20 protein-coding genes are annotated in these 23,481 nt (G+C 54.1%); 4 read left to right on the top strand and 16 right to left on the bottom strand.

Going from position 1 to position 23,481, the window contains the following annotated elements; translation table 11 throughout:
- Positions 1-18 precede the first annotated feature (18 nt).
- On the top strand, positions 19-1,071 hold the full coding sequence (locus EDC54_RS12455; protein WP_132456649.1) for an asparaginase: 1,053 nt from the start codon (positions 19-21) through the stop codon (positions 1,069-1,071).
- A 103-nt stretch (positions 1,072-1,174) separates the two neighbouring features.
- Here the strand turns inward: EDC54_RS12455 and EDC54_RS12450 are convergent, their stop codons facing one another.
- The 9 genes from EDC54_RS12450 to bioH all read right to left on the bottom strand — a co-directional run bounded on the left by EDC54_RS12450 (position 1,175) and on the right by bioH (position 11,001).
- Complete coding sequence (locus EDC54_RS12450) at positions 1,175-2,572, bottom strand: FtsX-like permease family protein (protein WP_132456646.1); 1,398 nt, start codon at positions 2,570-2,572, stop codon at positions 1,175-1,177.
- Positions 2,569-3,261, bottom strand: a complete 693-nt coding sequence (locus tag EDC54_RS12445) for an ABC transporter ATP-binding protein (protein ID WP_132456643.1) — start codon at positions 3,259-3,261, stop codon at positions 2,569-2,571. Before EDC54_RS12445 ends, EDC54_RS12450 begins: the two co-directional genes overlap by 4 nt.
- Positions 3,262-3,269: 8 nt before the next feature.
- Positions 3,270-3,749 carry a hypothetical protein gene (locus EDC54_RS12440; RefSeq protein WP_132456640.1) on the bottom strand — a complete coding sequence of 160 codons (480 nt, stop codon included), beginning with the start codon at positions 3,747-3,749 and terminating at the stop codon, positions 3,270-3,272.
- Between the two features lie 12 nt (positions 3,750-3,761).
- Entirely contained in the window at positions 3,762-5,507 is a 1,746-nt protein-coding gene (locus tag EDC54_RS12435) for an alkaline phosphatase (protein ID WP_132456637.1), read from the bottom strand.
- Positions 5,508-5,693: 186 nt separating this feature from the next.
- Positions 5,694-7,010 (bottom strand): anaerobic C4-dicarboxylate transporter family protein, encoded by a 1,317-nt coding sequence (locus EDC54_RS12430; RefSeq protein WP_132456634.1) that lies wholly within the window; start codon positions 7,008-7,010, stop codon positions 5,694-5,696.
- 79 nt (positions 7,011-7,089) lie between these two features.
- Positions 7,090-7,944, bottom strand: coding sequence for a fructoselysine 6-kinase (locus EDC54_RS12425; protein WP_132456632.1), 855 nt, complete (start codon positions 7,942-7,944; stop codon positions 7,090-7,092).
- A gap of 185 nt (positions 7,945-8,129) precedes the next feature.
- Positions 8,130-9,107, bottom strand: coding sequence for an SIS domain-containing protein (locus tag EDC54_RS12420; RefSeq protein ID WP_132456872.1), 978 nt, complete (start codon positions 9,105-9,107; stop codon positions 8,130-8,132).
- A 254-nt stretch (positions 9,108-9,361) separates the two neighbouring features.
- Positions 9,362-10,075, bottom strand: a complete 714-nt coding sequence (locus tag EDC54_RS12415; RefSeq protein WP_132456869.1) for a GntR family transcriptional regulator — start codon at positions 10,073-10,075, stop codon at positions 9,362-9,364.
- Positions 10,076-10,233: 158 nt separating this feature from the next.
- The gene (bioH, locus tag EDC54_RS12410; RefSeq protein WP_132456630.1) at positions 10,234-11,001 is read right to left on the bottom strand and encodes a pimeloyl-ACP methyl ester esterase BioH; all 768 of its coding nucleotides are present in this window, start codon (positions 10,999-11,001) and stop codon (positions 10,234-10,236) included.
- Positions 11,002-11,095: 94 nt separating this feature from the next.
- On the opposite strand from bioH, the gene gntX reads away from it, so the two are divergent.
- Both gntX and nfuA read left to right on the top strand, forming a co-directional pair.
- Positions 11,096-11,797, top strand: a complete 702-nt coding sequence (gene gntX, locus EDC54_RS12405; protein WP_132456628.1) for a DNA utilization protein GntX — start codon at positions 11,096-11,098, stop codon at positions 11,795-11,797.
- Between the two features lie 61 nt (positions 11,798-11,858).
- A complete protein-coding gene (gene nfuA / locus EDC54_RS12400) occupies positions 11,859-12,434 on the top strand; it encodes a Fe-S biogenesis protein NfuA (protein WP_132456626.1) in 576 nt (191 codons plus the stop codon).
- A 61-nt stretch (positions 12,435-12,495) separates the two neighbouring features.
- On the opposite strand, the gene malQ is transcribed toward nfuA, so the two are convergent.
- The 7 genes from malQ to ulaG form a co-directional block, all read right to left on the bottom strand.
- Positions 12,496-14,571 carry a 4-alpha-glucanotransferase gene (gene malQ, locus EDC54_RS12395; protein WP_132456624.1) on the bottom strand — a complete coding sequence of 692 codons (2,076 nt, stop codon included), beginning with the start codon at positions 14,569-14,571 and terminating at the stop codon, positions 12,496-12,498.
- Positions 14,572-14,583: 12 nt separating this feature from the next.
- Positions 14,584-17,112, bottom strand: coding sequence for a maltodextrin phosphorylase (gene malP / locus EDC54_RS12390; protein WP_132456622.1), 2,529 nt, complete (start codon positions 17,110-17,112; stop codon positions 14,584-14,586).
- Positions 17,113-17,154: 42 nt separating this feature from the next.
- Positions 17,155-17,913 carry a DeoR/GlpR family transcriptional regulator gene (locus tag EDC54_RS12385; protein WP_132456620.1) on the bottom strand — a complete coding sequence of 253 codons (759 nt, stop codon included), beginning with the start codon at positions 17,911-17,913 and terminating at the stop codon, positions 17,155-17,157.
- Between the two features lie 24 nt (positions 17,914-17,937).
- Positions 17,938-18,771 (bottom strand): rhomboid family intramembrane serine protease GlpG, encoded by an 834-nt coding sequence (gene glpG / locus EDC54_RS12380; protein ID WP_132456618.1) that lies wholly within the window; start codon positions 18,769-18,771, stop codon positions 17,938-17,940.
- 438 nt (positions 18,772-19,209) lie between these two features.
- Positions 19,210-19,533, bottom strand: a complete 324-nt coding sequence (glpE, locus tag EDC54_RS12375) for a thiosulfate sulfurtransferase GlpE (protein ID WP_132456616.1) — start codon at positions 19,531-19,533, stop codon at positions 19,210-19,212.
- Between the two features lie 114 nt (positions 19,534-19,647).
- Positions 19,648-20,403, bottom strand: a complete 756-nt coding sequence (gene ulaR / locus EDC54_RS12370) for an HTH-type transcriptional regulator UlaR (RefSeq protein ID WP_132456614.1) — start codon at positions 20,401-20,403, stop codon at positions 19,648-19,650.
- Between the two features lie 166 nt (positions 20,404-20,569).
- On the bottom strand, positions 20,570-21,634 hold the full coding sequence (ulaG, locus tag EDC54_RS12365) for an L-ascorbate 6-phosphate lactonase (protein WP_132456612.1): 1,065 nt from the start codon (positions 21,632-21,634) through the stop codon (positions 20,570-20,572).
- Positions 21,635-22,070: 436 nt separating this feature from the next.
- On the opposite strand from ulaG, the gene ulaA reads away from it, so the two are divergent.
- The gene (gene ulaA / locus EDC54_RS12360) at positions 22,071-23,468 is read left to right on the top strand and encodes a PTS ascorbate transporter subunit IIC (RefSeq protein ID WP_132456610.1); all 1,398 of its coding nucleotides are present in this window, start codon (positions 22,071-22,073) and stop codon (positions 23,466-23,468) included.
- Positions 23,469-23,481 lie beyond the last annotated feature (13 nt).

Below are 23,481 nucleotides of genomic sequence, written 5' to 3'. Positions count from 1 at the left end.
CAAAATAAGGACCTGCCAATGCAACTCTCATTCATCGCTCGCACCATCACCGTCGCTTGCCTGGTGCTGTCGTCTCATGCGCTGCTGGCCAATGATGCCAAACCTGGCGTCACTATCTATGCGACCGGCGGCACCATTGCCGGAAAGGCTGAATCCAATACGGCCACGACGGGTTATCAGGCGGGTGCTATCGGCATTCAAGAGCTGTTAAATGCCGTACCGGCGATTGGCGATGTCGCTACGGTGACAGGCGAGCAAATCGCCAATACCGCCAGCGGAAATATCGATCAAGCCATTTTGCTAAAACTCGCCAATGCGATTAACAAACAGTTGAGCGATTCCAATACTCACGGCGTCGTCATTACTCACGGCACCGACACGTTGGAAGAGACCGCATTCTTTTTAGATCTGACGGTAAAAAGCGAGAAACCGGTGGTTGTCGTCGGCGCAATGCGCCCCGCCACCGCCATCAGCGCGGACGGTTCCATGAACCTGCTGGAAGCCGTTACGTTGGCGACCAGCAAGAATGCGGAAAAACGCGGCGCAATGGTGTTGCTGAACGATCGCATCGGCTCCGCATTCTACACGACCAAAACCAATACCACTTCGTTGGACACGTTCAAAGCCAATGAACAAGGCTATTTGGGCGCATTCTACGGCGGCGTGCCGCGCTTCTTTTATCAGCCCGCCGCCCCCGAAAACAAACCGTTCTTTGACGTAAGTAATAAGGACACGCTGGCGAAAGTCGACATCCTCTACGGCTATCAGGATCAGGACAGCGGCCTGCTGAATGCCGCCATTGAACAAGGCGCAAAAGGCATCGTTATCGCGGCCAGCGGTAACGGCTCTACGCCTAAGCGTATCAAAGAAGACATCAAGAAAGCGGTGGCTAAAGGCATTCCGGTGGTGATCAGTACGCGCACCGGAAACGGCTATGTGACAGAGAAGAAGAAAGATGGCGCGATCGGCAGCGGATTCTACAACCCGCAAAAAGCACGCATTCTGCTTTCTCTGGCCTTGTCTAACGGCGACGATATCGAGAAAATCCGCACCTATTTCGAGCAGGAATAATGAGGTATCCCGCAGTGTTAATCTGTCGGGATACCTGTCAAATCTAACGTATTATTTTCACTATGAATGCAGGCGTGCCCGTCATTTCCGACGGTGCACGCCGTTAGTCGCCGCGCAGTGCCGCAGCGGGAGACTGACGGTAGGACAGCATCGCCGGAATAGTCAATACGACGGCGGCGACCAGCAGTAACAGCAGGACAAACCGGATGTCTTCCCACTCCAGCGTGACCGGCAGGACAAATCCGCTTTTTTCGCTCATCACGACGGCAATGGCGCGCGCCGCAACGTAGCCAATGCCCACGCCAAGCAGCACCCCGACGCCCACCAGCGACATCAACCCGCTCCAAATCAGCGTGAAGATGCCATAACGCGGCGCACCAAATGCACGCAGCGCGCCGATCTGTTTCTGCCGCTGCCGCAGGTGGATCACCGCCACCATCGCCACCGCGACGCCCACTAATCCCTGCGTCCCCAGAGAGATGTAAGTCAGCAGCTCACGGATATCGCCGAGCAGCGAATAGAGCTTGACCAACACTTCCCCGGGAAACACCGCCTGCGTCGTATTGCTACGGTACAACGAGCGCAGTTGATAGGCCCCGGCAATCGTTTTCGGTTTCACCACAATCGCGGGCAACCCCGCCTGATGTGCGTGTTCGTGTGCTTCTTCCTCACCGTGCTCGTCGGCGTGTGAAGCCGTTACCGGTTGAGCGGCATCCGCATGATGGTCATCACTTTCAGTGCGTTCCGCTGGATGAACGTCATGATGATGTTCATCGGCATGCTGTTCGCCTTCCCCATGTGCGGTTTCATCATGCTCATGGTCATGCTCATGGTCGTGGTCGTGGTCGTGGTCATCATGATGCTCGCCGTCCTCATCGTGCGGCGGATGAATGCCATGCACCCGCCATACTGCGTTCACCGGCACCAGAATCGCTTTATCCCATGCGCTGCCGTCAGCAGGCAACACGCCGACAACGGTGTAGGTGACATCATCATGTGCGTGCGCCCCCTCGGTGCCGACCTGACCATGCACCGGACTGAACGTGTCGCCCACCGCCAGCCCCGTTTGCGCACCCACCACAGCTTCAAAGCCGTCGTTAAACAGGCGTCCGGCGGTGAGTTGCCGCTTCCCATTATCCGTCACCAGCGGCGGCGTGGTGCCGACTATCGGCATTCCCTGATAGAAATCACCGAATGCGACCGGCGCGGCCCAGGCAACCAGCGGATTCTTTTCCAGATCGGCCAGTACCTGCGCGGGGATCAACGTCAGCGCGGACGGTTGCAGGAACACGGACGACAGCACCAGTTGGGTTTCGCTCCCCGGCGCGCCGACCACCAGATCGAAACGGTCAGCCGCTTTGGCACTGCCCATGCGTAATGCCCTTTCCTGCAAACTCACCGAAATACTTAACGCCGTCGCCATCGCGATCAGCAACACCACGACCAGCACACCCGGCCAGAGCCGACGCCAGTCGACCCAGATAAGACGCCAAGGAATCATGTCCGATCCTCCTGATACCACGAGTCCGCCACGAGGCGTCCTTTTTCCAGTTGAATACAGCGCGACAGTTGCGATGCCAGACGGGCGTCGTGTGTGATCGCCACCAGCGTCGCGTGGCGGTCACGCGCCAGCGTCACCAGCAGATCGGCGATTTGCTCGCCGCTTTGCGCATCCAGACTGGCCGTAGGTTCATCGGCGACGATAATATCCGGTTCGCCGAGCAAGGCTCGCGCGACGGCAACCCGCTGCTTCTCGCCGCGCGATAGCACTTCAATCGGACGATTCGCGGTATCCAGCCCCACCTGTGCCAGCAAGTCCGCCGCCCGCTGTCTGAGCGACGCCGGTATCCGCCAGTGGTGAAAATGTGCGGGCAATAAGACGTTTTCTATTGCATTCAGGCCGGGGAACAGGTGGAAATCCTGCATCACCAGCCCGATGTGCCGCGCCCGCCAGCGGTCGCGATCCGCCTCCTTTAACTGCCAGATATCCTGATTTTCCCACTGAACACGGCCAGTTCCGCTGTGATCCATCCCGGTGATCGCATTCACCAGCGTGGTTTTACCAGAGCCGGAGGGCCCCATCACCGCCACCAGCGCGCCGGAAGCAATCGACAAAGAGGGGATATCCAGCACCGCATGAGGCGTATCGGGAAAGGTGACATTCAGGTTTTGAATCAATAGCTCTGCCATCGGTGCTCCTAAAAAGTATCGAACGTGGCCTCACGCAGCCGCAGCAGGCTGACAAACCCCGTTTCGGGATCGGTCCACGATCCGTGCTCCAGTACGCCTTCAACTTCAATCATGGTGTTGTTCTGCACGAAAGTCTGACGTTTGGCGAGGTACACGACGACGATATCTTCCGGCCAGTCCGCATCGGACGAGCAGAAAGGGCACAGCGCCATCGGCATTTTGGTTAACACAAAGAATTGTGATTCAGCCTTAAGCGGCGGCGCCATAAAACCGCGCATTTTTACCCGTTTACCGGAGAGCGTTTTAACATCGTCGGAAAACGTCAACCCCAACACGCCGTAGGAGGCGTAAAGCTTATCGAAGGAGAGCTCAGGCGGAGCAGCCTTAACCGAGGGGATCGCGACAAGGAGGAAGAGTGCCAGTAACGCACGCGACCAGCAGTATAAAAGCGGGATCGCCCCCGCTTTGTTGCATTTCACAGTATTCATCACGTCGTAGAATTACTTGTTGTCCTGCGGTTTAACCGCTAAAGCGTCCACAATCACCCGGAACAGGTCGGTATTTTCCATGTAGCCGCGGATACGCTCGGCACCGGGGCCGCTGGCCTGAATCACCATATCGTCAACGGCATGAACGCCCGTATCGGAAGAGCGTGGCAAAATACCTTCGCGGAAGACGGCGCCGGGCACTTTCTCGAAGGCTTTGTTGGCGACGTATTCATCTTTTTCGTTCTTGATGGCAGGAACGAACTGACCATCCAGCTTCGGACGGAAGGTTTCGTAATAATCCGGGTAGTTGTTGAAGAACACGGCCAGACGTTTGGAGACATTTAAATCATCCGGATAGCCGTCTTTATTCGCATCCTGATAGTTCGGGTAGCCCGCGTCTTCATAGACGCCGACCTTCTCACGCATCTCGGTGCCCGGCTTGCTGTCATCCACCGTACCGATGATAGACAGGCCGTGTGTATGGTCGCCGGTGACGATGATCAGCGTATCGGGATTTTTCTCGGCAAATTTCTTCGCGATGGCGACAGACTGATCCAGCATGATGGTGTTGGTGAAGGCGCGCTCCCAATCCAACGGATGAGACGCTTTGTCGATCAGCGCGGATTCCACCATCAGGAAGAAGCCGTCTTTGTTTTTAGACAGCACATCCAGCGCGGCCTGCGTCATATCCGTCAGGTCAGGCTGGTTGGGGAATTTTTTAGTGACATCGTTTTTCAGGAAACGACGATCCATCACGCCGTCCATATTACCGGTGTGGAACAACCCCAGCAGTTTGGTGGCTTGCGCGGCATTTTTCTTCAGCGAATCCGCATCGGTAACCAGCGAGTAACCGGCCTGCTGGAATTTCTCAACGTAGTTGGTGTCATCCTTACGCTTCGAACCCGGCGTGCTCTTCGGCAGGAAATAGGCAGAACCGCCGCCCAGCATCACGGTAGGCTGCACGTTGTAGAACATCTCGACGATTTCGGCTTTATCCGCGCGACGGCGCGTATGGGAAACCACCGCCGCCGGCGTGGCGTCCTCAAGTTCCGCGTCGCTGACGACGCCGACAGACATCTTGGTGGAACGGGTCAGCAGCTCACCCAGCGTTTCCTGCTTCGGGTGGTCCAGTGAATTTTTGCTACGGCTGACGTACACGCCCAGCGCATTGACGCCGGACTTATGGCCTGTCATATAGGCGCTCATGGTGTTGGCGCTGTCGGCCGCGATGGAATCGGTACTGGAGGTACCGGCAAACGCCATATATTGCAGGTCGTCAATCGCCAGACGACCGTCCGCTTTCCCTTCCGTCACCCCTTGAGACAGGATGCGCGCGCCCGTGCGGTGCGCAACGGACAGGCCATCGCCGATGAACAGAATCACGTTTTTCGCTTTACGCGTGCCGGAAGCCTGATAAACCTCCCAGTTCACCTGCGTTTTTTTGCCTTTGGCTTCCGCTTCTACCACATACTTGCCCGCTTCCGGCAGGTTGACATCCCGCAGCCAGACCGTGGAGGCGTTACCGCCGTCTTCTCGCTCAACAAACGAAGCGGTTTTACCCAATACCTGCTGGTAATCCTTACCGTTGATCAGAATGCGGATATCTTCCGGCTTGAGCACTTCATCAAACTCGACTTTAAAATCGAATTTCCCGCCGGCCAGCATGGTGGCGCGATCAATGGGATAAATGGCCTGAGCTTGCACCATTCCCGGCAATGCGGCAGAAATCAATAGGGGCAGTAACCAGCGAGCTTTCATTGTTATGTCCTTGGTTGCGGAGTTTAGTAGCACATAACGTAGTTACCTTTTTTTACAGTTTGATGAATTTCGCCATGAATCATTTCATCCCCCCCTCTTTCCGGCGCCTTGTCCTTTGTTAAAGCGGCGGCTTCATGCCGCCGCCCGCACCGGATAACCCAGGGCCAGAAAAAACCCGCCAGTCAGCTACAGCACAACCTTCGCAATCATCAGGCCGACGATTACCGACACCACCACGCTCACCAGCCCGGGGCGCATAAAGCTATGATTAAGCACATACTTGCCGATGCGCGTCGTCCCTGTGGTATCAAATGCCAGCGCCGCCAGACACTGACCGGCGACAGGAATAAAGAAATACCCGTTGACCGCGGGCCAGGCGCCAATCAGCGCATAAGCGGGAAGGCCAAGGGCGATGCCTAGCGGGAGCAGGATCATGGTGGTTGCGGCCTGACTGCTGACCATCGCCGAAACAAAAAACATCATCACGGCAATCAGCCAGATATGCTCCTGTAGGATGGACTGCACGCCCGCTTTGATGAACGGCAGGTGTCCGCTGACAAACGTATCGCTCATCCAGGCCAGACCAAACGCGCAGACAATCGCCAGTGCGCCGGCTTTAAATACCGTTCCCCCCAGAATCCGCTCAATGGGCGGACGGCATAACAGCACAATCAGGCACGCAAAGGAGAGCATGGTGATCTGGATCGTATAAGACATCGACAGCGGCTGAATGCCCTTCGCCGTTTCAACCAGCGGACGCAGAGAAGGAAATACGCCAAGCAGCACAATCACGATAGAACCGAGCAAAAAGAGCAGGACAGACAGCTTTACGCGCCAGTCCGCTGCGGTACGCGCTTTTCTCTGTTCTTCTCCCCGGATCAGCCCTTCTTGCACACGACGCTGATACTCGGGATCGTCGGCCAGCTCTTTCCCCATGGAAAACGCCGATAACGCCCCCGCTGCGACGCCAATCAGCGTGGCGGGAACACAAACCAGCATAATGGAGGAGATGCCGATATCCAGCGGCATCATAAAACCAATCATGGCCGCCATCGCCGCGGAAATCGGACAGGCGGTGATAGCCTGCTGAGACGCAATCACCGAAATCGACAGGGGCCGTTCGGGACGAATGCCTGAATCACGCGCCACTTCGGAAATCACCGGCAGCAGGCTATACACGACATGTCCGGTGCCGGACATAAACGTAAACAGATAAGAGACAAAAGGCGCTACGATCGTAATGTATTTCGGGTGCCGTCTGAGTAAACGTTCGGCGACGGACACCAGAAAGTCCAATCCGCCGGCGGCCTGAAGTGAAGATGCCGCCAGCACCACGGCAAGAATAATCAGCATCACATCCACGGGCGGGGAAGAAGGTGATAAGCCAAAGAGAAAAATAAGAACGCCGACGCCCAGACCGCCGATCATTCCCAAAAAAACGCCGCCGATTCTGGCGCCATACATCAGAGCTAATATTATGAAACATAATTCTGTCCAAAACATATCTCACCCCAACTGTTATTTTAATAATGTTATAATGAATCCCTGATGTGTTATTGCATTTGAACAACCATTCATTGGACTAACAGAATGGTTTTCCATATCCAAACGCGCCATAATATTGCAGCGTTTTTCCGGCCAGTTTATTTCCCGCTTCCATCGCCGTCATAATTCGTGACGACTTATTCAAATGTGCATTATGACTGTCGGATGAGAGTAACCAGGACATTAAAAAACCGGAAAGAAAAGCGTCTCCTGCGCCTAATGTATCGACGGGTTTAATGTAGTCAGGATGATAAAAAAGCGATATTTCGCCATCATAGTAAAAAACGCCATCATGCCCTCGTGTGGCAATCACGTTTTTACAGCCATATTCATACAGCGCGGTTAATTTATTTTTCGTTTCTTCTTCCGATAAATGACTGCATGAAACAAAGCCAAAATCAACAAAAGGACAGACCTGTCTGAAATAGCTTTCGGTACCACGCACGGAAAAATCGAATGACAGCGGAATACCCAGCGTCTTGAGCGTGGCCAACTGGCTTTCCAGATAGCTGTTCAGACTGCTATGCACCCAATCAAAACCAGCAATGTATCGCAGATCGTCCGGCGCCAGCACCAGCGGGTTCTCCCGCAATGCCCCGCCCTTATTGCTTGTAACGAAGGTTCGCTCACCATCGACCAGATTAATGCACGCGTAGCCATTCTCTCCGTGATAATGACGGCAGTGAGATGTATCCACGCCAATCTGGCGCAGCGCATCCTGTACGTGGTGAGCGGCGTCATCGTCACCGAATACGCCCATGAATGCGCTTTCCATTCCCAGGCCGTGCGTATAAACGGAAAAATTCAATGCATTTCCCCCCGGATACATCAACCCGGTATGCATATATTTATCAACCACGTTATCGCCAATACCAATAACTTTGTATTTCATTTATTATTCCTGCCATGTTATTTAAAATAAACGATGACCTTTCTATTTCACCAGAACGATAACAGAAGATATTATTGATAAATCAGCGTCCCTGCCGATACTACAATTTACTTATAGATATACTCTGAAAATTCGAGTCACAAAACTAACGCACACACCGTTTGAAGAATGACAGGTATAAATAATTAATAGCTCACTTTCCACATATAACGTCTTGTCGTTAGCGGATGTTGGCGAATATCCGCCAGCGCGCGATTATAGACAGGGTAAACGTTATTAAACAAAGAGTGGTTAAAATAGTCGACGACCGATGCATCAATGGTAGAAATACCGAGTTCTTTCGCATCGATAACCTCAACGCGTTTACCGTATTTCTTAATAAAGGTTAACGCACGCTCATCCAGCGCCCGCGTTTTCCCTTCGGCGATTTGGATAAAGAAAGGCGTATTCGCGTCCGTAATCTCAAAGGGACCATGGAAAAACTCCCCGCTGTGGATACAGGCGGAATGAATCCACTGCATTTCCATGAAAATACAAATGCTTTGCAGATAGGCAGAACCGTAACTCGCCCCGCTGCCCATCGTGTAAATGACCGGATCGTTTTGGTACTCGCGCGCAAAATCCTGCGCCCGTTTTTCGACATGCACACAGGCATCTTTGACAATTTTATCGATTTTCGACACCCCATCCTGAAACGCCGCGTAATGCGCATAGCCTTCCGTCTGGTGAAGAATTTCCACCCCGGTGAACAACGCCTGCATCGTTTTTTCTTCGGCAATGTCCTTACCGTCACCAAAGCTGTAAGTCACGACATAATCGCAGAACTTCACCAGAGGCGAATCCGTTAGCCAGGTTAAGCCGATGACCGGAACGCCTCGGCTCTGCGCCAGTTCCGCCGCCCTGATGGTTTCCGGGGTGTTCCCTTTGTGAGAAGCGACCACCAGCACCGCGTTTTCACCTAATGCCGCCGGCGGGTTGTTGACAAATTCACTGCTGTTGTACAGCGCAACGGAAATCGCTTTGCTCTCCGTCTCCAGAAAACTTTTGACCGGATAAAAAGCGGCATAAGATCCGCCGCAGGCCGCGTAATACACGTGCTTAATTCCCCCGACGTCAGCCTTGTCGGTCATGATGCTGCCTACAATCTCTTTAATATTCATGATGTCCCTCATTAGCGTATGCCCGGATAATCGGCGACTTAAATGTAACTAAATGACACGTTAATTACGTATAACATTGCAATACATTTAACTCAATTGATCTTCGCTGACATAGCAAAAAACTATGGAAGGGATCACTTTTTATCGATACGGGGAGAGTGGAGAGACAAGAATTTGTGATCCGCAAGACACATCGTCAGCGTCCGGCGGTCATAGCCACAAAAGGCGGGGAGCAGGTGAAAAGAGAGGCAGGAGGATCAAACGAAAAAGCGAATTTTATCCCCGACAATCAATTGGGTAGAAGAACAAGACGTCTTGCCGTGATTATCGACGATCCGGCTGGCGATCGAGATCAGCGGATACCCGGTCGGCACGGCCAGATAGTGCGCGACATCGTAACTGGCATACACCAGTTCGATGATCTTGGCCGAGCGCGTGAAATAGATACCGTATTTTTCCTTCAATACCTGATAGAGCGATTGCTGATTCAGGTCTTCCGTCAGCAGAAAATCAAACGCAATAGGAAAGCGGGAAATTTCCAGCGAAACCGGAATATCATCAGCGTATCGAATACGTTCCAGCACAATCACCCGCTCTTCTTCAGCCAACGCCAGTGCGTCACGCACCTCCGGCGTGGGCATCTCGATAACGGATTTTATCGTTCTGGCGCCGGGCTTACGTCCCTGAGAGCGACACAGCTCGGAGAAACTGACGATACCGGACATATCGCGTTGAAATTTTTCGGCGGAAACAAAGGTTCCCTTACCGGAAATGCGCGTCAACAGATTATCGCGCGTCAGCGCTTCCAGCGCCTTTCGCACCGTAATGCGGCTGACCTGGTAATTCCGGCTTAGCTCCAGCTCGGTCGGGATCTTCTGTCCCGGTTTAAACTCGCCATTCAAAATGGCTGATTTAATGGTTTTTTCCAGCTGTCTATAGAGCGGCAATACGCTATCGCCATCCAATTTCATCACGCTACTCATCTCCTTTGTCTGACGACAGGCCGTCGCGAACGTTCTGCGCGGGCCGCTGTCCGGCGCGACCGAAGCTTGCATGACGGCAGACGATGTCTTATTACAGGAATAACATTATATAACAATAGTACGGCGTATCCGACCGGTATGACAGATTACGAACGGCAAAAGTCGAACACCTGTGCGGCAAACGCCTCAGGATGCGAGATAAACGGCGCATGCGCCGCCTTTGGTATCACCACCGAGGATGAGTTCGGCCATCGCTGATCCAACAGTCCGGCCACCTTACGCGGCACCAGCCCATCCAGTGCGCCATATATCCGCAAAAAGGGAACAGACAATGCGGCCATCGGCTGGCGTAAATCCGCTTCGCGCAGAATCGCCAACCCACCGTTTAGTACCTCAACCGACGGCATCGGCTGTTCCAGCACCACGCTTTTTAACTGTCGCGCATCCTGTCGCGCGCTCTCGGTGCCCAGCGTTTGCAGCGCCAGAAAACGCTCAACCGTGCGCTGAAAATCTTCGCTGAGCTGCTGCTGAAATCCCTGTAAAACATCCGGCCTGATGCCCGGCCAGTCGCCCTGCGCGCAAAAACACGGCGAGGACGCCACGGTAATCAGCTTCTCGACGCGCTGCGGCGCGTTCAAGGCAATCTGGCTGGTCACTAACCCTCCCAACGACCACCCCAACCAGATGGCGCGTTCCGGCGCCTGCGCCAGCACAATGTCGGCCATCTCGCACAGCGACAGCGCGCCAAATCCCTGACTTCTGCCATAGCCGGGGAGATCGACCCGGTGCAGGCGAAAATGCGGGGCGAGCCGCACTGAAATGTTTTGCCAGACCTGCGCATTCAATCCCCACCCGTGCAGCAACACAAGATCCGTCATTCCTGCGCCTTCACGCTGCCAATACAACGCCACCATCAGTTATCTTCCTTCTCAGGGATCGGTGATTTCAGGGAACACATCCTGTTCAGAGCCCTTCCATTTAAGGACACGCTATTGTTAAGGAAAGCCTATGTTAACCATCGCCGCCCACTGCTGGCTATGCTTATTGCCGCTTCATCATAGCCGACACGGCATCTGCTCATCTTGCCAGCGTCATTTACCACCGCAGCCCACCTGCTGCCCGCGCTGCGGTTTGCCCGCCAGTGACCCTCTGCGCCCCTGCGGGCGCTGCCTGCAACATCCGCCGCCCTGGCAATCCATGATCTTCGTCAGCGGTTACACCCCGCCTTTCAGTACCTTGTTGAAACGCTTTAAATTTCACGGTCACACCGAGTTGGCGGTAATTCTGGCAAGACAAGTGTTATTACGCTGGCTGGCGGCTTACCGCGAGCGCAAACTCGCCGGCCAGCCCCCGCTATTGCGCCCCGACCGCCTGTTCACCGTTCCTCTCCACCGACACCGCCACTGGCGACGCGGCTTCAATCAGACCGAGCTGCTTGCCCGTCCTCTGGCTCACTGGCTGAATTGCGCCTACGACGCCCGCGCCTTGCAGCGCACCCGCCGCACGCCGTTGCAACAAACGCTCAGCGCCAGCGCGCGGCGCAGGAATTTACGCGGCGCATTCTCCTGTGATTTATCGCTCTCCGGACAACAGGTGGCATTACTGGATGACGTGGTCACAACGGGCAGCACCGCCGCCGAAATCAGCAGGCTACTGCTGGCTCAGGGGGCGGCGGCCGTTCAGGTCTGGTGTTTATGCCGCACCTTGTAGTTCAGGGGGGGATGGGCGTATTATAACCGATAAGTGCAGTCAACTATTGAGCTTACTATTTATGATCCGTATTACCGATGCTGCTCAGGAGCATTTCCTGAAATTGCTGGCAAAACAGGAAGAAGGCACGCAGATTCGCGTATTTGTCATCAACCCGGGGACGCCAAACGCTGAATGCGGCGTCTCCTATTGCCCGCCGGATGCGGTCGAAGCCAGCGATACTGAACTGAAGTTCGAAAAAATTTCCGCCTACGTGGACGAGCTCAGCGCGCCCTATCTTGAAGAGGCGGAAATTGACTTCGTGACTGACCAGTTAGGTTCTCAGCTCACGTTGAAAGCCCCGAACGCCAAAATGCGCAAAGTGGACGACGACGCCCCGCTGATGGAGCGCGTTGAGTACGTCCTGCAATCGCAGATCAACCCTCAACTGGCCAGTCACGGCGGTCGCGTCACGCTGATGGAAATCACCGATGACGGTCTGGCGATCCTACAGTTTGGCGGCGGTTGCAACGGCTGCTCCATGGTCGACGTCACGCTGAAAGAAGGGATCGAAAAAGAGCTGCTGCAAATGTTCCCTGAACTGAAAGGCGTAAGGGACCTGACCGAACACCAGCGCGGCGATCACTCTTACTATTAATCCGTTACGTTGACTACGTGCGTTTTCCTCCCCCTCATCCGGGGAGGAAAACAGCCGCTTTTTACTCACTCATCGGCGCGCCGCGGCGTAGATCCATATCCCGAATCAGCCGTTCAAGACAGCGATCGGTAAAGATTGACTCCAGCGAACGCGTAAGTTTGCGCCGCCAGTTGGGGTATTCGCGGTTGGTGCCCGGTACATTGACCGGCGTCGCCATATCAAGCCAGTCTTCCAGTTGAAACCCGACCAACGCGCTTGCCGTGTCTGCGACATAGCGGTGAACGCCGCGGCTCAACGGTGCCCCCATTGTCGTCAGCGACGAATTACGCCCGACACGCTGCGGCAATAGCCCGTACTGGTGCAGTGCGTTAAGCAGCCCCTGTTTCGCCTTTTCACGCTGCTGCATCTGTTCCTGCAATTGCGCAGCCACAGGGTACAGCCCCAGATCCCGCCCAAGAGAAAGATCGACGGTTTGCCAGTAACCGCGCAGCGTCGGTAGGTCATGAGTGGTAATGGTGGTCATCGCCTGACGCGGATAATCTTCCGGCGCGCGGAAGCGGTTCTCTTCATCCTTTTCAAAGAACAGCACTTTATAAGAATAAACGCCATAGTCATGCAGTTTACTGACGATTTCCGGCGGCACCGTGCCCAGATCCTCACCGATAATCAAACAGCGATGGCGCTGGCTTTCCAACGCCAGCACCGCCAGCAAATCGTCAACCGGGTAATAGACATAAGCCCCTCCCTCAGCCGACTCCGCCTTGGGTATCCACCACAGTCGCAACAGCGACATCACATGATCGATACGCAACGCGCCGCAGTGCGCCATATTGCTGCGCAGTACATCGATAAAAGGCTGATAGCCGCGCAGCCGCATCATGATGGGATTCATCGGCGCAAGCTGCCAGTTCTGTCCCTGCGGCCCCAATGGATCCGGCGGCGCGCCGATAGCGGCGTCAAGACAATAGAGTTGCCGTTCATCCCAGGTTTCCGCGCCGCCCTGCGCCACGCCCACGGCTAAATCACGATAAATCCCGAGCGGCAACCCCAGTTGTTTACTGTGCGCGTGGCAGTCTGCCAACTGCTCATACGCCACCCATTGCATCCAGCTATAGAAGGTAATCTCATCGGCATGTTCACGACGGAATGCCTTCACCGCGTCGCTGTGTACATCATGATAGCGAGCGGGCCACTGGTGCCAGTCGGCGTAGTTCTCCCCCTGCCGCTTCAGATAAGATTGCAAGGCATCGAACGTGGCCTGAAGCTGTAAACTTTGCCCCCCGCTGACCACGAATTGTCGGAACGCGCTGGTACGCGGATCCAGTGAACTGCGCGTAGTAAAGTAGCGAAAAGCCAGTCGCAGAGCGGTCAACTTAAGCGCCGTCACCCGCTCGTAATCAACCCAGCGCCCGGCACGCAGCGCAGTGACAGCGCTTTGCGTTTCTTCATGATGCCACCATTGCTGCGCTTCTGCGCTCTGCTGAAAATCATCGATGCGATTCACATCGATATACACGATGTTCAGCCAGTGGCGCGAAGACGGGCTGTAAGGGCTGGCATCCTCCGGCGATGCCGGGTAAAGCGAATGCAGCGGATTCAGCCCGACAAATGCGCCGCCACGGCGCGCGATCTGCTCTACCAACTGGCGCAAGTCACCGAAATCCCCCACGCCCCAGTTATGCTGTGAACGCAGGGTATAAAGCTGTACGTTAACGCCCCACCAGCGTTTCCCCTGCTGTAAGGCTTCGGGTTCATAGCAGCGGTGCGGCGCCACAATAACACGGCAACTCCAGCGCTGGTCGGCCTGCGTCAACGTCAGGTAGTGATAACCCAGCGGCAGTATGCCCGGCAGAGCCAGCGTTGAGCCTCCGGTGATCTGTCCTTGAATTTGGCCGCCATTTTCATACATTAGCGTCCAGAGGAATTCACCATGACCAGCAAGCTCAATGAGCGCATCCCGGCCTTGCAAAAAGACGCTAACAGGCGGCAAAGGCGCATTACCGCAGTCAGAAACATCCATCATCGCCTGAATCCGGTTTATGATGTTGGCCGCAACCCTGTGCTCTTTGCCATAAGCATCGGTATAGCTTTCCGCGATGCCTGTCTGCTGGCTTGCCCGTTTATCCACCTTGAACACCCTCTCCTTTTCCTAACGATGCGCCTGCCAAATGCGCGCCCGATAATCATGAATCGCCCTGTCTGAGCTGAACATCCCCATTCTGGCCGTGTTCAGCACACAGCGTCGCGTCCATTCATCCGGCTCACGATACAGTGCATCGATGCGCTGATGCACCTGACAATACGGTGCAAAATCCGCCATTAACATATAGGGATCGCCTTGCTTCAGCAGGCTATCCAACAGCGGGGCAAACGCGTTTTTATCCCCCTGGCTGAACGCGCCGCTGGCTAATTCATTGAGGATTTCACGCAGCAACGGCGTCGCAGCAAGGTAGTCAGACGGCGCATAACCCCGGGCCTGTAATGCTTTTACCTGCTCCACGGTATGGCCAAAAATAAACAGGTTTTCCTCACCCACCTGCTGCGCCATTTCCACATTCGCCCCATCCAACGTGCCGACGGTCAACGCGCCGTTCAGCGCCAGCTTCATATTACCGGTGCCAGACGCTTCTTTACCTGCCGTCGAAATCTGTTCAGACACATCGGCGGCCGGGATCACCCGTTCAGCCAACGACACGCGATAATCCGGCAGGAAGATCACCTTCAGGCGATCGCTAACGCGACGGTCCTGATGAATGACCGCAGCAACCCGGTTAATGGCATAAATAATATTTTTCGCTAATACATAACCCGGCGCCGCTTTGGCACCGAATAAAAAGACGTGCGGCACTATATCCAGATGCGGATTGTCACGCAATTGACGATACAGCGCGAGAATATGCAACAAATTCAAATGCTGACGCTTATATTCATGTAATCGCTTGATTTGCACATCAAATAGCGCCTGCGGATCGACGACAACGCCATACTGCTGGCGGAGCGAAATCGCCAGTTGTGCTTTATTGTCGGCTTTGATTTGTCGATAGCGTTCGCGAAATCCGGCATCGTCAGCATAAGGCTCCAACCCGCGCAACGCAGGCAAATCAGTTACCCACGCAGTGTTTAGCGTCGTGTCGATCAATGCAGACAGCGCCGGGTTACACTGCTGTAGCCAACGGCGCGGCGTAATGCCGTTAGTCACGTTGTGGAATTTGCCCGGCCAAAGTCGATGGTATTCAGGGAAAAGATCGTTCACCACCAGTTGCGAGTGCAGCGCCGCCACGCCATTGACCGCAAAACAGCTGACAACACACAGGTTCGCCATGCGGATCTGGCGCTGATGGCGAATAGCGAGCTTCGCCCATATCTGCCGATCGCCGGGCCATTCGCGTTCGACCAACGCCTTAAACTGCGTGTCAATTTGCCGGATGATGGACAGATGGCGAGGAAGCAGGCGACTAAACAGTCGCTCATCCCAACGTTCAAGCGCTTCCGGCATCAGCGTATGATTGGTATAGGCAAAAGTACGCCCGGTTATCGACCAGGCCTCATCCCAGGGCAGCTGGTGCTCATCCATCAACAGGCGCATCAGCTCCGGGATAGCCAACGTCGGGTGCGTGTCATTAAGCTGAATGACTTCATAGTCCGGCAGCGCGGACAGCGCGCGCCCGGCATTGAGGTGACGACGCAGAATATCAGCGACCGAGCAAGCACAATGGAAATATTGCTGCATCAAGCGCAAGCGTTTACCTGCCGCGTGATTGTCATTCGGGTACAGTACGCTGGTCAGACTGGCGGCTGAAATCCCCGCCTGCGCCGCCCGCAGATAGTGCCCTTCATTGAATAACGCCAAATCAAACGGATCGCGATGCGTCGCACGCCATAGCCGCAGCGGTTGCGTCACGCCATTGCGATAGCCGATTACCGGCAAGTCACAGGCCTCACCTCTGAAAACGCTATCCGGCAGCCAGCGCAGGCGGCCATCCGCCTGAGTCTGCAAACGCCCCCCAAACCCCACATCCACCGCCAGCGCCGTTCGCGGTAATAGCCACGGGTAGGCGTCACGCTGCCAGTCATCGGCCATCTCCTGTTGCCGATCCTGCGCAAAATACTGACGAAACAGGCCATACTGATAGTTAAGGCCGTACCCCATCGCAGGTTGCCCAACCGTCGCCATCGAATCCAGAAAACAGGACGCCAGCCGCCCTAATCCGCCGTTGCCCAACCCCGGATCGGTTTCCTGTTCCAGAATATCGCTCAGGTTTAGATCCTGTTCCGCCAGCGCCGCAGCAACATCGTCATACCATCCCAGATTTAATAAATTATTGCCCGTCAGACGGCCCGGCAAAAACTCCATCGACAGGTAATTCACATGCCGTTGAGGCGCGTCGGAGTCAGAAGGCGTGGGGGATACGGGGGGAGCGGAATAAGCCTGCAACTGTTCAGCCAGCGCGAGGCTGACGGCACGCCAACGCTGCACTGGCGTCATGGCCTTTAGAGAAGCGACGCCGCAGAACTGCTGTTGGCGCAGTAGCGCGGCGGCAAACTGCGTAGAATCAAAAGCCCTGGTCGGATATCCGAAAGCGGCAAGCGCCGAAGAAGCGGCCTCTTTTACCGCATTTGAACGCGGCGAGGACGCTGAACTTTTTGAAGAATCTGGCTTTTTTGGCGAGTCTGACATCGTGCCTCCTCCTTTGTCCATGATGGAAAAGGCACATCGGGATCAACACAGCTCCAACTGTACCTTATATTGTTCAATAATTTTCAGTACGCTGGGCGGTGGTGGCTGATCGGTAAAAAGATAATCGATCAGGTCCATATTGCCCAGGTTTACCATCGCATTACGACCAAATTTGGAATGGTCAGTGACCAGCATGACACAGCGAGAATTTTCAATAATCGCGCGCTTTGTACGCACTTCATGATAATCAAACTCCAGTAATGACCCATCCATGTCAATACCGCTAATGCCCAAAATACCGAAATCCAGACGGAACTGAGAGATAAAATCCAGCGTCGCCTCGCCCATAATACCGCCATCGCGGGTACGCACTTCACCACCGGCCAGAATCAGACGGAAATCCTCTTTTGCCGTCAGCAGCGTCGCCACGTTCAGGTTGTTCGTGACCACGCGCAAATCTTTATGCTGCATCAGCGCATAGGCGACCGCTTCCGGCGTAGTGCCGATGTCGATAAACAAGGTTGCGCCATCCGGGATCTGGCTCGCCACCCGACGGGCAATGCGCGCTTTTTCATCCGACCACATCATTTTACGATCGTGGTAAGCGGTGTTGACCGAACTGGACGGCAACGCCGCACCGCCGTGGTGACGATGGATTTTATTCTTCTCCGCCAAATCGTTCAGATCGCGGCGAATGGTCTGTGGGCTCACCGCGAAATGTTCTACCAGTTCTTCGGTACTGACATATCCCTGCTGACGCACCAGTTCGATAATGGCGTCATGCCGTTGTGTCTGCTTCACATTTATCCCCTAAGACAACCCGATTTATCGGGGGGTGGTTTTATTATACGTGTCACAAAAGGCCATCAGTAGCCCGACAATCAGCCCTGCCACATGCGCCGCGTTTGCTATCGACATGCCTAAAATATCGAAATATCCGGCTATCAGCCACAGTAAGGCGAAGGCCATCAGACTACGCGGCATCGTCAGGTAGCCATCGGGCTCTCTTTCCCCCCGCAGCCAAACATAGCCCATCAGAGCGTAAACCACGCCGGACATGCCGCCGAAATAAACGCCGCTGAACCAGGACTGCGCCCAGCCGCTGACCAGTGCGGAAACCAGCGTGATGACCAGCAGCTTGCCCGTTCCCAGCACTTTTTCGACCGGCCCACCCAGATACCACCACCACATCATGTTGAATAAAATGTGCAGCAGCGAAAAGTGCAACAAAGCATGGCTGAACCAGCGCCACAGCTGTATCTGCTGCCCTTCATCCGGGAACGACAGCCAGGCCATCACACGTTCATCGCCAGAAACCTGCATCAGAATAAAGACCGCAATGGTCACAACCATCACGGATAACGTCAGCGGCCCGGCCTTTTGTTTCAGCGTTTGCAGGTAAGAGTACCGCTGGTATTGAATACCGGCATTCACCGATCCGGTTTGCCAGCTGGCGGCCAGATAGCGCGGATTCGTCGGGTCGCGCAAAAAAATCGCCAGTTCTTCCTGAACCGTTCTCAACTGTGTTTCTTCCTCCAGCCACAGCTCAACTTCGTGTCCCCGGGGCCGCATTTCCACATGGATCTGCTGCGTACGCATGTAATCGACAAATGCCTGGGCCAGACGCGGGTTGGAGAGCGCGATAACGTGGATTGCCATAAGAATGATTCACCGTGTCGTGGGCAGATTGCGCGTAAAAATAACACATATCAAGGTCAAGCTGGCAAACGAATCGCGATTCACCGCCGGATATCCCCCGTATTGACGTCCAAATCGCGTGCCGCAAACGGTAGTCATCCACATACAGGTAACCTTAAGCCGTCACGCGCCACAGCGCTAAGATGAACGGTAAGGTATGCATATTGGGATGGTGAAATATTGCGATTGTCGCCAAAGCCTCTCGCCTTCCGAAAGGCGGAAAATCACTCAGAACGCAGGGCCGCGCATCAGGCTACAGCGGAAAAAGCGCCAATAAAACGCCAATGGAAATGAAGTGGCGGCGATCGCATCGGAACGGGCTCGCGCGCAGCACATCACGTCAAAACGGCGGCGCGTTCGACGATTCGGGCACGCCGTTTTGACCGTTTTTTCCGTTTTTTAATTGGCCGACGCCGTATCTTGCGGATAGCGGTTTTGCCAGGCCTCAAAGCCGCCATCGATACTATAAACTGAATCGAACCCCAGGCTAATCAGGTACTGTGCGGCATTACGACTGCTAATGCCGTGATAGCAAATCACCATAACCGGCGCGTCAAAGTCGGCCTCACGCACAAAGTCCGACAGCGTTTCATTCGTCAGGTGCACCGCACCGGTCACATGCGCGGTCGTGAAACTTTGCGGATCGCGAATATCCACGACAATACCGCCTTGTTGCCAGCGGGCATGGGCTTGCTCAACAGTAATAGCTTCAAATTGTTCCATCGGAAGTGACAACCTTGTTAATAATGGTAGGGATTTTCGGTTAAATCCGTGCCATTGTAACGTGTGGCGAGAGATAAAAAACCCGATGAACAGTAAGAGTAAAAGGCCAACGCCTCACACCAAAATAACCTCAACCCCCAACTCTCGCAGTTGGTTAACAATCGCCGCATTCGCCTCTTTACCCGTAATCACGACATCAATCTGTTCCGCCCGGCTAAACAACATGCCGGCTCTTTCCCCGACCTTGCTGCTATCCACCACCACCGCCAACTTGCCGACGTAGCTGAGCATGTTCTGCTCCGCCATTGCCGTCAGCATATCGGTTTTATACAACCCTTCCAGCGTCAACCCTTTACCACTGGTAAACATCCAGTGCCCGGCATACAGACTGGCATCGCCCTCTTGCGGAGCCAGCGTGATCGACTGACTTTTGTTGTACTGCCCCCCCATGATGACCACGCTGTCATGCTCCTGCTCAATCAGATAATTCGCAAGCGGCAGATAGTTGGTGATCACCTGAATATCTTTGCCGCAGATCTCCTGCCCCAGCAGAAACGCCGTCGAACCGCAGTTAATCACCACACTTTCACCAGGCTGGCACAACCGCGCGGCCGCTTTAGCGATGCGCATTTTCTCATCAAGATGTTGCGTCTGATAAATCGTGAGCGGCGTCCACACCGGTCTGGGCATCATCACAGCTTCAGCGCCGTTACGCACCTTCCGTAACTTCCCAAGTTCATCCAGTTTGTTAATATCGCGGCGCGCCGTAGCCGGAGAAACATCGAAGTGTTCGATGAGGTCAGCCACCGTAAGCTGCCCTTGTCGTTGCAGGAAATCGATGATGGCGTTATGGCGTTGAGATTCAGTCATGCTTGCCTCGTTTCGTTAACTCTGAACGCCAATTATAGTGAGCACTCCCTAACTTTTGAATCATAACTTGTCAAAAGTACGCACAGGCGCGTATTCCTAAGTCATTGATATTTTATAACCTGTATGCAGGCCTTATCGGGCACGCTGACGTGCCCTCGCCAGCACGTCAGAGGAAGGATTTGAACGGTAAATCCGGCTCTATCGTAAAGCAATCATCAAACCCGCGCGGGTAATGATATTCCAGGTCGTCCTTATCCTGTGGCCAGATAAACTTACCGCCGACCTGCCAGATATACGGCTTGAAACCATATTTAAGACGATCTTTTTTCATTTCCCAAAGTACGCGAATCTCCTGCGGATCGGCCTGAAAGTTTGACCAGATATCATGGTGGAACGGAATCACGACGCGGGTTTTCAGCGCCTCCGCCATCCGTAAGATGTCAGAGCTGGTCATTTTATCAGTGATACCACGCGGGTTCTCACCATAGGAACCCAGCGCAACATCAATCTGGTGCTCATTGCCGTGTTTGGCGTAGTAATTCGAATAATGTGAATCACCGCTGTGATACAGATTGCCGCCCGGCGTTTTAAAGAGGTAGTTGACGGCACGCTTGTCCATGCCATCCGGCAGGACACCCGCCGCTTTTTCCTCTACCGGCAGAGTGATGAGCGCGGTGCGATCAAAGGCATCAAGCGCGTGGATTTCCACATCGTTGATGGTCAACACATCTCCCGGCTTGACGATAACGCAACGCTCGCGCGGCACTCCCCAACCAATCCACAGATTGACGCAGCTTTCCGGGCCGATGAACGGGACATGACTATCACAGTTCTTCATGACGGCGGCGGCCACGTTCACGTCGATATGGTCATTGTGATCGTGCGTAGCCAGAACGGCATCAATCTGTCGAATCGCGAAGGGATCGAGTACAAACGGCGTCGTGCGTAAATTGGGCTGTAGTTGCCTCACCCCCGCCATGCGCTGCATCTGGTGCCCTGCTTTCATCAGCGGATTGGCATGGCTTTGCTTGCCGGTGCCGCACCAAAAATCGACGCACAGGTTCGCCCCTCCTTCTGACTTTAGCCAAATGCCGGTGCACCCCAACCACCACATGGCAAACGAGCCGGGTACCACTTGCTCCTGTTCGATTTCTTCATTCAGCCAGGTTCCCCACTCCGGGAACGTATTCAGGATCCATGACTCACGGGTAATGCTCTCAATTTTACTCATCGTGTAAACCTCATTCGTCAGTCGAGTCGTTCATTAGATGAATGCATCACAAAACATCAAAATATGACAATTTCATGATTAATTAAATTGAAAATACCATGTGATAATCATGCTATCAATTGTCGTTTTGACAAAAAAGCTTTTTTATTTTCACCTATCGATAGCATAAAAAAACAAAAACATTCGAACAAAAACAATTAATATATTGATTTTAATGACAAAAATAAAATAACGTTTCACATTCTTACCGAAAGGAGGAATGAAAAAGAGAATTGCGAAGGCTCTCACAAATAATCAATAAAAATCTTTTTATGATAATTTGTGATTGATAGAGTGATGGGGATTCGTAAAAATGTCTGCTCGCAAGAGTGTGACAGCCACTCATCGTCATCGCATTGCCGTGTAACAGCGTGACCTAAAGCAGAACGGAGTGCTTATGGAAATTTTCTATACCCTCTTCACGATATTCTTTAATCAGGTAATGACCAATGCTCCGCTGCTACTGGGGCTTGTCACCATGATTGGCTACCTGCTGCTGCGTAAAAGTGCCACGGTGATCATTAAAGGCACCATCAAAACAATCATCGGTTTTATGCTACTCCAGGCGGGGTCGGGCATCCTGACTGGCACGTTTAAACCCGTTGTCGCCAAAATGTCGTCCGTTTACGGCATTAACGGTGCAATATCGGATACCTATGCCTCAATGATGGCGACGATAGAGCGCATGGGCGATGCCTATAGCTGGGTGGGATATGCCGTCCTGCTGGCACTGGCGCTGAATATCCTTTATGTCCTGCTACGACGTTTCACCGGTATCCGCACCATTATGCTCACCGGGCACATCATGTTTCAGCAGGCTGGGTTGCTCGCCGTGTTCCTGTACCTGCTCGGCTACCCAATGTGGACGACCATCATCTGCTCCGCCGTACTGGTTTCTCTCTATTGGGGCATTACATCCAACATGATGTATAAACCCACTCAGGCCGTCACCGATGGCTGTGGTTTTTCCATCGGTCACCAACAGCAGTTCGCTTCCTGGCTCGCCTACAAGCTCGCCCCCTATCTAGGCAAAAAGGAAGAGAGCGTGGAAGATCTGAAACTACCCGGCTGGCTGAACATCTTTCATGACAATATTGTCTCAACCGCCATCGTCATGACCGTCTTCTTTGGCGCCATCCTACTGTCTTTCGGGCTGGATACCGTGCAGCAAATGGCCGGTAAGACACACTGGTCGGTCTACATTCTCCAGACGGGTTTCCAATTCGCCGTTGCGATTTTCATCATCGTTCAGGGCGTAAGGATGTTCGTTGCTGAGCTTTCCGAAGCCTTTAACGGGATATCTTTGCGCCTCATTCCCGGTGCGGTGTTAGCAATCGATTGTGCGGCAATTTATAGCTTTGCCCCTAATGCCGTGGTTTGGGGATTTATGTGGGGCACTATCGGGCAACTCATCGCCGTCGGTATCCTGCTGGCTATCGGTTCCCCCATCATGATCATCCCCGGCTTCATCCCCATGTTTTTCTCGAATGCCACCATCGGCGTTTTTGCCAACCACTTCGGCGGCTGGCGCGCAGCCATGAAGATTTGTCTGGTAATGGGCATGATCGAAATATTCGGCTGCGTCTGGGCCGTCAAGCTGACCGGGCTGAGTGCGTGGATGGGCATGGCCGACTGGTCCATTCTCGCTCCCCCGCTGATGCAGGGGTTGACGCTCGGGCTGTGGTTCATGGGCGTCGTGTTCATCATCGCCCTGACGTATATGGTCTTTGCCAGCCGGGCGTTGCGCGCTGAAGAAGACGCCGAAAAGAAACTCGCAGAAACCCCCATAAACTAACTCTGGAGGCATC

Source organism: Samsonia erythrinae (genome assembly GCF_004342665.1).
GTDB classification, from domain to species: Bacteria; Pseudomonadota; Gammaproteobacteria; order Enterobacterales; family Enterobacteriaceae; genus Samsonia; species Samsonia erythrinae.
This window is presented reverse-complemented; position numbering and strand designations above follow the sequence as displayed.